Source organism: Phenylobacterium sp., from assembly GCF_030645195.1.
Classification (GTDB): domain Bacteria; phylum Pseudomonadota; class Alphaproteobacteria; order Caulobacterales; family Caulobacteraceae; genus Phenylobacterium.
On sequence record NZ_JAUSLW010000202.1, the window covers coordinates 1 to 11,263 of the forward strand.

The 11,263-nt window shown below is 68.9% G+C and carries 11 protein-coding genes; 2 read left to right on the plus strand and 9 right to left on the minus strand.

Annotated elements, in window-relative coordinates; genetic code table 11:
* A partial coding sequence (gene lepA / locus Q7T09_RS18425; protein WP_304701660.1) for a translation elongation factor 4 occupies window positions 1–1,050 on the minus strand: 1,050 nt, incomplete at its 3' end.
* Between the two features lie 139 nt (window positions 1,051–1,189).
* Here lepA and Q7T09_RS18430 point away from each other — a divergent pair.
* Complete coding sequence (locus tag Q7T09_RS18430; protein WP_304701661.1) at window positions 1,190–1,801, plus strand: DUF1134 domain-containing protein; 612 nt, start codon at window positions 1,190–1,192, stop codon at window positions 1,799–1,801.
* A 15-nt stretch (window positions 1,802–1,816) separates the two neighbouring features.
* Here the strand turns inward: Q7T09_RS18430 and Q7T09_RS18435 are convergent, their stop codons facing one another.
* Window positions 1,817–2,371 carry a TIGR00645 family protein gene (locus Q7T09_RS18435; RefSeq protein ID WP_304701662.1) on the minus strand — a complete coding sequence of 185 codons (555 nt, stop codon included), beginning with the start codon at window positions 2,369–2,371 and terminating at the stop codon, window positions 1,817–1,819.
* A 129-nt stretch (window positions 2,372–2,500) separates the two neighbouring features.
* On the opposite strand from Q7T09_RS18435, the gene Q7T09_RS18440 reads away from it, so the two are divergent.
* Window positions 2,501–3,511: a mechanosensitive ion channel family protein gene (locus Q7T09_RS18440; RefSeq protein ID WP_304701663.1), complete on the plus strand. Its 1,011-nt coding sequence runs from the start codon at window positions 2,501–2,503 to the stop codon at window positions 3,509–3,511.
* Between the two features lie 7 nt (window positions 3,512–3,518).
* Here Q7T09_RS18440 and pheT read toward each other — a convergent pair whose 3' ends face one another.
* From pheT to infC, 7 genes are all read right to left on the minus strand, one after another.
* Window positions 3,519–5,891: a phenylalanine--tRNA ligase subunit beta gene (gene pheT / locus Q7T09_RS18445; protein WP_304701664.1), complete on the minus strand. Its 2,373-nt coding sequence runs from the start codon at window positions 5,889–5,891 to the stop codon at window positions 3,519–3,521.
* Window positions 5,892–6,132: 241 nt separating this feature from the next.
* The gene (pheS, locus tag Q7T09_RS18450) at window positions 6,133–7,239 is read right to left on the minus strand and encodes a phenylalanine--tRNA ligase subunit alpha (protein WP_304701665.1); all 1,107 of its coding nucleotides are present in this window, start codon (window positions 7,237–7,239) and stop codon (window positions 6,133–6,135) included.
* Window positions 7,240–7,351: 112 nt separating this feature from the next.
* Window positions 7,352–7,708: a 50S ribosomal protein L20 gene (gene rplT, locus Q7T09_RS18455; RefSeq protein WP_304701666.1), complete on the minus strand. Its 357-nt coding sequence runs from the start codon at window positions 7,706–7,708 to the stop codon at window positions 7,352–7,354.
* A gap of 15 nt (window positions 7,709–7,723) precedes the next feature.
* Window positions 7,724–7,924 (minus strand): 50S ribosomal protein L35, encoded by a 201-nt coding sequence (gene rpmI / locus Q7T09_RS18460; RefSeq protein ID WP_304701667.1) that lies wholly within the window; start codon window positions 7,922–7,924, stop codon window positions 7,724–7,726.
* Between the two features lie 159 nt (window positions 7,925–8,083).
* Window positions 8,084–9,292 (minus strand): MFS transporter, encoded by a 1,209-nt coding sequence (locus Q7T09_RS18465; protein WP_304701668.1) that lies wholly within the window; start codon window positions 9,290–9,292, stop codon window positions 8,084–8,086.
* On the minus strand, window positions 9,289–10,518 hold the full coding sequence (locus Q7T09_RS18470; RefSeq protein ID WP_304701669.1) for an MFS transporter: 1,230 nt from the start codon (window positions 10,516–10,518) through the stop codon (window positions 9,289–9,291). The genes Q7T09_RS18465 and Q7T09_RS18470 overlap by 4 nt, the downstream gene beginning before the upstream one ends.
* Before the next feature lie 213 nt (window positions 10,519–10,731).
* Complete coding sequence (gene infC / locus Q7T09_RS18475) at window positions 10,732–11,253, minus strand: translation initiation factor IF-3 (RefSeq protein WP_215342444.1); 522 nt, start codon at window positions 11,251–11,253, stop codon at window positions 10,732–10,734.
* Window positions 11,254–11,263: the final 10 nt, after the last annotated feature.

An 11,263-nucleotide genomic window follows, 5' to 3' on the forward strand; every position in this document is an offset into this window, starting at 1 on the left:
CAGCAGGCCCAGGAACCCGCAGCGGAAGCCGAAGCCCAGGGCCGCGCTGGTCTCCATCTCGTAGGTGAAGGAGGCGTCGTTCAGGCGCAGGCGGCCGATGGCGGCGCGCAGGTCCTCGAAGTCGGCGGCGTCCACCGGGAACAGGCCGCAGAACACCACCGACTGGGCGACGCGGAAGCCCGGCAGGGCCTTGGCGGTCTGGCGGCGCTCCTCGGTGATGGTGTCGCCGACGGCGGCGTCGGCCACCTGCTTGATCTGGGCGGTGATGTAGCCGATCTCGCCGGGGCCCAGCTCGGCGACCTCGGTCTGCTTGGGCTTGAAGACGCCGATGCGGTCGATGGAGTGGGTGACGCCCGCATTCATCATGCGCACCTTCATCCCGGCTTTCAGCACCCCGTCGATGACGCGCACCAGGACCACGACGCCCAGATAGGGGTCGTACCAGGCGTCCACCAGCAGGGCCTTGAGCGGGGCGTCGCGGTCGCCCTTGGGGGGCGGCAGGCGGGTGACGACGGCCTCCAGAACCTCGGCGATGCCCTCGCCGGTCTTGGCCGAGCAGAGCACGGCCTCAGAGGCGTCGATGCCGATGACGTCCTCGATCTGCTGGCGCACCCGCTCGGGCTCGGCGGCGGGCAGGTCGATCTTGTTGAGGACCGGAACGATCTCGTGGTCGTTGTCGATGGCCTGGTAGACGTTGGCCAGTGTCTGGGCCTCGACCCCCTGGCTTGAATCCACCACCAGGATGGAGCCCTCGCAGGCGGCCAGGCTGCGGCTGACCTCATAGGCGAAGTCGACGTGGCCCGGCGTGTCCATCAGGTTCAGGACATAGGTCTCGCCGTCGCGGGCCTTGTAGTCCAGGCGGACGGTCTGGGCCTTGATGGTGATGCCGCGCTCGCGCTCGATCTCCATGTTGTCCAGGACCTGTTCGGTCATCTCACGCTTGGTGAGGCCGCCGGTCTCCTGGATCAGGCGATCGGACAGGGTCGACTTGCCGTGGTCGATATGGGCGACGATGGAGAAGTTGCGGATGTGGGAGAGAGGCGTGCTCATGGTGCGCCAGCCTCTAGCACATTCGGCGGCCCCTGCGAGGGTCCGCCGCCGATCATGCTTAATCGGACGTTAAGCTGGGCCGCCGCATTGATGGCGCCGAGGGATGGGAGGCTCGCCTCGCCGTCATCAAGGACCCGCCATGGATCGCCGCACACTGATCGCTTCAGGCCTCGCCACGCTGAGCGCCGCCGGGGCCGCCAAGGCCCAGACCCAGACCCAGGGCGGGCCGCCGCCCCCCAGCCAGACCCCCGACTATCCGACGCCGGCCGAGCCCTTCACCCGCGAGGAGATGGTCAACAACGTCTCCGACTTCCTGGGGGTGACGGCCGAGGCCGCCGGCGGGGCCATCGAGCGGGTGTTCAAGGAAAACGGCCGACCCACGGCCTATATCGCGGGGCAGGAGGCCTCGGGCGCGATCTCCATCGGCGCCCGCTACGGGCACGGCCTGCTCTACATGAAGAACCGCCAGCCGATCGAGGTCTACTGGCAGGGCCCGTCGGTGGGCTGGGACCTGGGCGGCAACGCGTCTCGTGTCTTCACCCTCTGCTACAATCTTCAATATCCGGAGGTGCTGTTCCAGCGCTTCCCGGGGGTGGAGGGCTCGGCCTATTTGGTGGGCGGGCTGGGGGTGAACTACCTGCGGTCCGACGACGTGATCCTGGCGCCGATCCGCGCCGGGGTCGGCCTGCGCCTGGGCGCCAATATCGGCTATCTCGGATTCAGCCGGAAGCGCCGGGCCTGGCCCTTCTAGGGCTTCCCCGCCGCCCTAGTGTTTGTCGGTCTTCGAGGCCAGCAGGTCCATCAGGGCCAGCATGACGCCGGAGACCACGAAGGTCAGGTGGATGCCCACCAGCCAGGCCAGGGTGCGGTCGGGGATCGGCTCGTTCTCCGACAGGCGCATGAAGGCCCGCAGCAGGGCGATGCCCGAGATCGCCACGATGGAGGCGATCAGCTTCATCTTCAGGCCCGAGAAGTCCACCGTCCCCATCCAGGAGGGGCGGTCCTCGTCGTCGCCGGTGTCGATCTTGGAGACGAAGTTCTCGTAGCCCGAGAAGGTCACGATCAGCAGCAGGTTGCCGGCCAGGGACAGGTCGATGAGGGACAGCGCCATGAGGATGGCTTCCTCCGGGCTCATCGAGGTGATGTGGCTGAGCTCGTGCCAGGCCTCGTTGAAGAAGACGATGACCAGGCCCGCCAGGGCCAGGATCAGGCCCACATAGAAGGGCGCCATCAGCCAGCGGGCGCGGAATAGGCCAGTCTCCAGCCAGCGCTCGAGGACGGGCTTGGGGCGATGCGGTTTGGTCGGAGCGGGCGTGGACATACAGGTTGTATGAGGGGCCTCCGACCGCGTTTCAAGTGCGTCCGCGGGAACCAGTCAGCCGTCACGGCGTAGCTCTGGGAAGACAGTGTCCCGACGCCCGCGCGCCGGGCGCCTTGCAGGAGTGCGCGCTTGGAGAAGCTCTCGGCCACGGTCTGGGCCTGGTTCACCACCGGCCAATGGCTGGCCCCGGCCGGCAAGCTGGCGGTGGCCGTGGTCATCGTCGCGGCGGGATTCTTCGCCGCGCGCCTGGTGTCGGGGGGGCTGAGCCGATGGCGCGGCCGCGTCCGCGCCGGACGGCCGATCATCTATATCGTCGAGAAGCTGTCGGGCTACGGACTGGTCCTGGCGGGGCTCTTCGTGGCCCTGTCGACTCTCGGCATCGACCTGACCTCGCTCGCGGTCTTCGCCGGCGCCCTGGGGGTGGGGGTGGGCCTTGGCCTGCAGGGGATCGTCCGCGAGTTCGTCTCGGGCCTGGTGATGATCTTCGATCCGCACGTCCATGTCGGCGACTTCATCGAGTTGGAGAACGGGGTGCGCGGCGTGATCGCCGAGGTGGGGCCGCGGGCCTCGCGAGTGCGCACCAATGACGGGCTCAATGTCGTCATCCCCAATTCCAAGCTGATCGAGAGCCAGGTGATCAACTGGACCCTGAAGGGCGGCACCCGGCGGATCCATGTGCCCTTCTCGGTGGCCTACGGGGTCGACAAGGCCCTGGTGCGCGACGTGGTGATCCGGGCCGCGCGCGCCACTCCCTTCACCCTGCCGGAGACCGAGGACCGCAAGACCCAGGTCTGGCTCATCGGGTTCGGCGACTCGGCGCTGAATTTCGAGCTGGTGGTGTGGCCGACCTTCGACGCGGTGAAGCGACCGGCGGCCATGCACGCGGCCTATACCTGGGCGATCGAGGACGCCCTGCGCTCGGCCCAGATCGAGATCCCCTTCCCGCAGATGGACCTGCGGGTGCGCAGCCTGTTCGGCCAGGAGGGCGGCGAGGCCTTCGCGGCCCTGGGCCTGAAGGCCGGACATGCGGCCGAGCCGGCGCCCCATCCGGTGATCGAGACCAAGAACGACGCCGCCGACGCCCTGATCGCCGACGTCGAGCGCGAGGCCCGCGAGCGCCTGACCGAAGGCCGGGAGTAGCGGGGCCTCAGCTCCGCAGCTTGGCGCCCACGGTCTTCTCGGCCGCCGCTACGATCCTGGCCGACAGGGCCTCGATCTCCGGCTCGGTGAGGGTCTTGTCGCGGGGCTGGACCAGGACCTCGACGGCCACCGACTTGGAGCCCTCCGGCACGCCGGGGCCCTGATAGACGTCGAAGACCCGGGCCTCGGAGATCAGGGCCTTGTCGGCGGCCAGGATCGGCCGGACCAGGTCGCCGGCCGGGACGTCGGCGTCCACCACGAAGGCGAAGTCACGCGACAGCGGCATCAGGGTCGAGGCGTCCAGGGCCGGCCGGGACTTGCCGGATTTCTTCTTGCCCTCAGGCAGGGCGTCGAGGTTGAACTCGAAGGCCAGCAGGGGGCCGTCGACATCGAGGGCCTTGAGGATGCGCGGGTGTAGTTCGCCGAACTCGGCCACCACGGTCTTGGGGCCCAGCTGCAGGCGGGCCGAGCGGCCCGGATGCCACCAGTCGGAGCTGGCGCCCTGGACCAGTTGCAGGTTCGGCGCGCCGATCTCCTCCAGCATGGCCATCAGGTCGCCCTTGAGGTCGAACAGGGGATCGGACTTGGCGCCGTCCCAGCGGCGCGGGGCGTGGGGGGCGATGAGGGCGGCCAGCACCGTCACCTGATCCTCCGGCGCGTCGCCGCGATAGAGCGGGCCGATCTCGAACAGGGCGGCGTCGGGGAAGCCGCGCCGGGCGTTGCGGCCCGCCGCCTCGATGAGGTTGGGCAGGATCGAGGGCCGCATGCAGTCCAGGTCCGAGGCGATGGGGTTGGTCACCACCAGCTTCGGGTCGCCACCGCCGAACAGCTTCGCCGTCGCCTGGGCCAGGAAGCTCCAGGTGATGGTCTCGGCATAGCCGCGGGCGGCCATGGCGCGCCGCGCCACGCGGACGCGGCCCTGGCGCACGGTGAGCACCCCACCGGCGGGCCGGGCGATCTCCGGCAGGGGCGTGGCTGGCAGGGCGTCATAGCCCTGGATGCGGGCCACCTCCTCCACCAGGTCGGCCTTGCCCTCGACGTCGCGGCGCCAGGAGGGCGGGGTGACCTGGTCGCCGTCGATGGCGAAGCCCAGCTTGCCGAGGATCTCGTCGATGCGGGCGTTCCCGATGTCGAGGCCGGAAAGCTGCTTCACATAGGTCCGGTCGAAGGTGAGCGCGGTGGGCGGGGCGGGCGCCTCGCCGGCATAGGTCACTTCGGAGGCCTCGCCGCCGCAGAGCTCCAGGATCAGCCTGGTGGCCAACTCCAGGCCGGGGACCAGGGACTGCGGGTCCACGGTGCGGGCGAAGCGGTACTGGGCGTCGGAATTGATCCCCGTGGCGCGGCCGGTCTGGGCGGTGCGGATCGGGTCGAACCAGGCGCTTTCCACGAAGACGTCGGTGGTGGCCTCCGAGCAGCCGGTGCTCTCGCCGCCCATGACGCCGCCCAGGCCGATGGCGCCGGAGGCGTCCGCGATGACGCAGATCTCGGGCGTCACGGCGTAGGTCTTGCCATCCAGGGCCGCGACCTCCTCGCCCTCGCGGCCCAGGCGGGCCTCGATGAAGCCGCCGGTCAGCCTGGCGGCGTCATAGACGTGCAGGGGCCGGGCGCGGTCGTAGGTGATCAGGTTGGTGATATCGACCAGCGTGTTGATGGAGCGCAGGCCGATGGAGGTCAGCCGCTGGGCGAGCCAGGCCGGGGACGGCCCGTTCTTCACGCCGCGGATCAGCCGGCCGGCGAAGGCCGGGCAGGCCGCAGGCTCAGGCAGGCGGATCTCGATGGGGTTGGCGAACTCGCCCGGGACCGGGGCGATGGAGACGTCCTTGAGGGTCCCCAGGCCGGCGGCGGCCAGGTCGCGGGCGATGCCCACCACGCCCAGCCAGTCGGGCCGGTTGGGGGTGACCTCGAAGTCGATGACGGCTTCCAGGCCGAGCGCCATGGCGGCGGGGGTCCCGACCGCCAGGCTGTCTTCCAGCTCCATGATGCCGTCGGACTCGCTGGCGGCCTCCAGCTCGGAGGCCGAGCAGAGCATGCCGTTGGAGACCACGCCGCGCACCGGCTTTTCGGCGAGGGTGACGCCCAGGCCCGGCACATAGGCGCCGATGGGGGCGTAGATGGTGGTCAGGCCCGGCCGGGCGTTGGGGGCGCCGCAGACGATCTCCTTGCGGCCGTCGACGGTGTCCACCTGGCAGACCCGCAGGCGGTCGGCGTTGGGGTGCTGCACGGCCTCGACGATCCTGGCGACGGTGAAGGCGGCGAGCTTGCTGGCGGGGTCGTCGACATGCTCGACCTCCAGGCCGGCCATGGTCATGGCCTCGACCACCTGGGCGGTCGTGGCGGGGGTGTCGAGGTGCTCGCGCAGCCAGGAGAGGGTGAATTTCATTGGGATTGGGTCCCGTAGGCAGATTGGAGATCCTTCTCCCCTTGCGGGAGAAGGTGGCCCTGCGGAGCAGGGTCGGATGAGGGGTCGCGCGTCGCGATCCAGCTTTTCACAACGTCATCCCGGACGGCCGAAAGGCCGATCCGGGACCCAGGAGCCCAGCGCACGGCCCCTGGGTCCCGGCTCTCCGCTTCGCTGCGGCCGGGATGACGGCGTGGGGTGACGACGGGTCGGTGCGACCCCATCACGACAGCCCCGTCGCCGGATTAGGCGCGGCGAAGGCCGAGAAGCCGTAGTGCTGCAGCCAGCGGACATCGCTGGCGAACATGTCGCGCAGGTCGGGCATGCCGTACTTCAGCACGCCGAGCCGATCGACGCCGCAGCCGAAGGCGAAGCCCTGCCAGACGTCGGGGTCCAGGCCGCAGTTGCGCAACACGTTGGGGTGGACCATCCCGCAGCCGAGGATCTCCAGCCAGTCGCTCCCCTGGCCGATCTTCACCTCACCGCCGGAGCGGTCGCACTGGACGTCCATCTCGGCGCTGGGCTCGGTGAAGGGGAAGTGGTGCGGCCGGAAGCGGGTGACCACGTCCGGGGTCTCGAAGAACCGGCCGAGGAAGGTCTCCAGGGTCCATTTCAGGTGGCCCATGTGGATGGCCTTGTCGATCACCAGGCCCTCGATCTGATGGAACATCGGGGTGTGGGTCTGGTCGCTATCCTTGCGGAAGGTGCGGCCCGGCACGATGACGCGGATCGGCGGCTCCTGGCCGGCCGCGATCCAGGGAGCGGCGGGCTTCTGGTTGGTGCGGTTCATCACGCGGACCTGCACCGGGCTGGTGTGGGTGCGCAGCACCTTGCGCTCGCCGGCCTCGTCCTGCGGCAGGAAGAAGGTGTCGTGCATCTCCCGCGCCGGGTGCTTGGGCGGGAAGTTCAGCGCCGTGAAGTTGTTGAAGTCGGTCTCGATGTCCGGCCCCTCGGCGAGGGCGAAGCCCATCTCGGCGAAGATGGCGATCATCTCGTCCATCACCTGCATGGTGGGATGGACCGAGCCCTTGCGACGGGGCGCCGGCGGCAGGGAGAGGTCGACGCGCTCGGCGGCCAGGCGGGCGTCCAGCTCGGCGGCCTCCAGGCCCGCCTTGCGGTCGGCGATGGCGGCCTGGACGCGGTCGCGCAGGCCGTTGATCAGCGGGCCCTGCTCGCGGCGTTCGTCGGGGGACATGGAGCCCAGCGACTTGAGCAGGTCGGAGATCGCGCCCGACTTGCCCAGGGCCGCGACGCGCACGGCCTCCAGGGCGGCGAGGTCTGGGGCCGCGGCGATGGCGGCGGTGAGGTCGGCTTCGAGTTTGGCGGTCATGACACGCGGTTCTTAGAGGGGGTGACAGGGCGCGGAAAGAGGACAGCAAAAAGCCCTCCGGCGGTTCGGCCGAAGGGCTTTGAATGCTTTAGGAGCGAAGAGCTCCCGGGCCTCAAGCCAGCGCGGCGCGAACCTTGTCGGCGATGGCCTTGAACGCGACCGGGTCATTGCCCGCGATGTCCGAGAGGACTTTGCGGTCGATTTCGATCCCGGCCAGGTCAAGGCCGTGGATAAAGGTCGCGTAGGTCAGACCTTCGATGCGGGCCGCGGCGTTGATGCGTTGGATCCACAGCGAGCGGAAGTTACGCTTACGGACCTTGCGGTCGCGGTAGGCGTACTGACCGGCGCGGTCCACCGCGGCCTTGGCGGCGCGGATGGTGTTCTTGCGGCGGCCGTAGAAGCCCTTGGCCTGCTCAAGAACCTTCTTGTGACGGGCGTGGGCGACAACGCCCCTTTTAACGCGTGCCATGTGTCAGTTCTCCGATCAAAGGCCGTAGGGCAGGTAGGTCTTGATGATCTTGGCGTCGGACGCCGTCATGACCTTGGTGCCGCGGTTTTGTCGGATGTACTTGGCGCTGTGGCTCATCAGCCGGTGGCGCTTGCCCGCCACGCCGGCCTTGATCATGCCAGACGCGGTGAGTTTGAAGCGCTTCTTGGCGCCTGACTTGGTCTTCAGTTTCGGCATTTCTCTGCGGAGCGTGAGCCCCGTCCTCTGGCGTATTGATGAACCGTCCTGGCATGCCATTGGGCCAGACGGTTCCGAAGGGGAGGGCGAATACGGCAAAGAGGCCGGGAAAGCAAGGGTTTGGAGTCGCGCAAGCGCCTCGGGGAGGGCGCGTGGAGTCTAGGCCGATGGCGGGGCGTGCGGCACGCGCTTGATCACCTGCAGGGCCAGGATCAGGGCCGGCACGATGAGGATGGCGGTCAGCGCGAAGGGCGCGCCCGGCGAGACCAGGCTGAAGAGCTGGCCCGCATAGATGGGGCCGCCGATGCGGGCCAGCGCATTGTTGGACATGTTGAGGCCCAGCATCTCGCCCTGGCGGTCGGGCGGGGTGGACTTGGAGATCAGGCCCACCAGGTTGGGGAAGCAGATGGACTGGCCAAAGCCGACGATGGCCAGGCCCAGCACCGCCTGGACCGGGACCATGGAGGTGAACTGCACCAGCATGCCGACGAACATCAGGCAAAGCCCGGCGATCAGCACCCGGGGCTCGCCGAAGCGGCCCACCAGCCAGCCGGTGGCGATCCCCTGGCTGAAGGCGCCGATCACCCCGATGACCATGAAGGCCAGGCCGATCTGCTGCGGCCCCCAGCCGAACTTGGCGGCGGTCCACAGGCCGTAGGTGGCCTCGATGCCGGCGAAGCCCGAGACGATGACGAAGGAGATGATCAGGATCCGCGAGATCACCGGGTGGGCGAAGGCCTCCCGCAGGGCCACCTGACGGCCGCGGGGCCGCACGTCGGGCGTGCCGGGGCGGGTCTCGCGCACGAAGAGCAGCACCCCCAGCGCCGAGGCCAGGCCCAGGCCCGCGGCGGCGAACAGGGGCAGCTGGAAGCCGATGGGGCCGAGGTCGGGCCGGGCCAGCAGGCCCCCCAGGGCAGGGCCGGTCATGAAGCCCATGGAGAAGGCCGAGCCCATCACCCCCATGCGGCCGGCGCGCTTCTCCGGCGGGGTGATGTCGGCCATGCAGCCCTGCAGGGTCGAGATGTTGCCGGCGAAGAAGCCGCCGGCGAAACGGGCGACGAAGGCCGCCAGGATGTTGGGGGAGAAGGCGAGCGCCACATAGCAGAGCGCGCTGACGGCGATGGTGACGATCAGCACCGGGCGGCGGCCGACCCGGTCCGAGAGCCGGCCCCAGAAGGGCTCGCCCAGGAACTGGCCGAAGGAGAACATCGAGAACAGCAGGGCGATCTGCCAGGCCGGGGCGTCGAAGGCCTTGCCGAAGAAGGGCAGCAGCGGGATCACCACCCCGAAGCCCGCGATGTTGAGGAAGACCACCGACAGCAGGATGACCAGCGCGCGAAGGTCCTGCTTCTCGGCGGTCAGGCTCACGGCGTGGGGTCGTTCAGCTTGCCGAGCGCGATGGCCCGCCGGGTGGCCGAGAGCGCCAGCAGGATGGCCGGCGTCACCACCAGGGCCCCCAGGATGAAGGGGCCGTCCCGCAGCAGCGGCACCATCAGGCCCGCGCAGATCGGACCGGTCACCCGGGCGAGCGCCCCGGTGGCGTTGTTGAGGCCCATGATCTGACCCTGCCGGTGGGGATCGGCGGTGCGCGAGATGATCGCGCCCACATTGGGGAAGGCCACCGACTGGCCGGCCGCGGTGAGGCACATGAGCGCGATGGTCATGTAGCCGTTGATGGAGACCACCTGCAGGGCCGCGGCGATGGCCGTCATGCCCATGCCGACCGCCAGCATCACCCCCTCGCCATACCGCTCCGACATCCGGCCGGTGACCAGGGTCTGGAAGAAGAAGGCCGTGGCGCCGGTGAAGGCGAAGCAGACGGCGATGTCGCGCGGGCCCCAGCCGAAGCGGGCCTGGGACCAGAGGCCGAACTGGCTCTCGATGCCGGTGAAGGCGAAGCCCACCAGGAAGGTCAGCAGCATCATGCGGCCGATCACCGGATGGCCCACCGCCTCGCCCACCGCCGCCCAGCGGCTGGGACGGTGGGTGATGCCTTCCTCGCGGACGCGGCTTTCCTTGATGACGATGGCGATGGCGATGACGCACAGGGCCGCCAGGCCCGAGGCGATGAACAGCGGGATGCGGAAGCCGGCCGGGCCCATGTCGGTGTGGGCGAAGAAGCCCCCCACCGCCGGGCCGATGATCAGGCCGACGTTCCAGGCCGCGCCCTGATAGCTCATCTGGCGGGCCCGCTTCTCCGGCGGGGTGACGTCGGCGATATAGCCCTGGACCACCGCGCCGTTGCCGGCCGCCAGGCCCCCCACCAGGCGGATGGCGAAGGCCACCCAGATGTTGGGGGCGAAGGCGAGCGCCAGGTAGCAGAGGCAGTTGCCCATGATGGTGGAGATCAGCAGCGGCTTGCGGCCGTACTTGTCCGACAGCCGGCCCCACAGGGGCTCGCCGAAGAAGGCGCCCACCGAATAGGCTCCGAAGATCAGGCCGATCTGCCAGGGCGCCGCGTCGAAGGACTTGGCGTAGAAGGGCAGCAACGGGACGATGATCCCGAAGCCGAGCATGTTGATGAAGATGACGGCTATCAGCGACGCCGCAGCAAAACGCGGCGCCGGGGCCTTATACGGCTCGGACTGGGACATAATGATCCGGTGTTAAGCTGGACCGCCCAGGGCGTAAAGACCCAGCGTGACGCTCGGTTGTCGCGGGGGCGGGAACCGGTCTCCCTCCCCTTTATGGGGAGGGGAAGATCGCGAAGCGATCGGGGTGGGGGAGTGTGGCCGGTATTCCCCACCCGTCCGGCGCGATGCGCCGTCCACCCTCCCCATGAAGGGGAGGGAGGTTGTCGTTGTAGCCTAGCGCGGGGCCAGGATCATGATCATCTGGCGGCCTTCCATGCGGGGCTCGTACTCGACCTTGGCCACCGGCTCGAAGTCGGCCTTCACCTGCTGGAGCAGCTTCATTCCAAGTTCGGGGTGGGCGAGTTCGCGGCCACGGAAGCGCAGGGTGACCTTCACCTTGTCGCCCTCTTCGAAGAAGCGGTGCATCGAACGCGCTTTGACTTCGTAGTCGTGGATGTCGATGTTGGGACGGAGCTTGATCTCCTTGATCTCCACCACCTTCTGCCGCTTGCGCGCCTCGTTCTTCTTCTTCTGCTCCTGGAACTTGAACTTGCCGTAGTCCAGGATCTTGCAGACGGGCGGATCAGCATTCGGCACGATCTCGACCAGGTCGAGGCCGGCTTCCTCAGCGGCCTCCAGAGCGGAAGAGGTCGGCATCACGCCCTGCTTCTCACCGTGCTGATCGATGAGCAGAACTTTTGGGACGCGGATGTCGTCATTGATGCGCGGTCCGTCTTTGACGGGCGGCGCCTGCATGGGGCGGCGA

What these genes read in the sequence shown, in the direction of transcription:
- Q7T09_RS18430 (WP_304701661.1), top strand. Translation starts at nt 1,190, where the DNA reads ATGGATCGCCGCACACTGATCGCTTCAGGCCTCGCCACGCTGAGCGCC.
- Q7T09_RS18435 (WP_304701662.1), bottom strand. Translation starts at nt 2,371, where the DNA reads ATGTCCACGCCCGCTCCGACCAAACCGCATCGCCCCAAGCCCGTCCTC.
- pheT (WP_304701664.1), bottom strand. Translation starts at nt 5,891, where the DNA reads ATGAAATTCACCCTCTCCTGGCTGCGCGAGCACCTCGACACCCCCGCC.
- pheS (WP_304701665.1), bottom strand. Translation starts at nt 7,239, where the DNA reads ATGACCGCCAAACTCGAAGCCGACCTCACCGCCGCCATCGCCGCGGCC.
- rplT (WP_304701666.1), bottom strand. Translation starts at nt 7,708, where the DNA reads ATGGCACGCGTTAAAAGGGGCGTTGTCGCCCACGCCCGTCACAAGAAG.
- rpmI (WP_304701667.1), bottom strand. Translation starts at nt 7,924, where the DNA reads ATGCCGAAACTGAAGACCAAGTCAGGCGCCAAGAAGCGCTTCAAACTC.
- Q7T09_RS18470 (WP_304701669.1), bottom strand. Translation starts at nt 10,518, where the DNA reads ATGTCCCAGTCCGAGCCGTATAAGGCCCCGGCGCCGCGTTTTGCTGCG.
- infC (WP_215342444.1), bottom strand. Translation starts at nt 11,253, where the DNA reads ATGCAGGCGCCGCCCGTCAAAGACGGACCGCGCATCAATGACGACATC.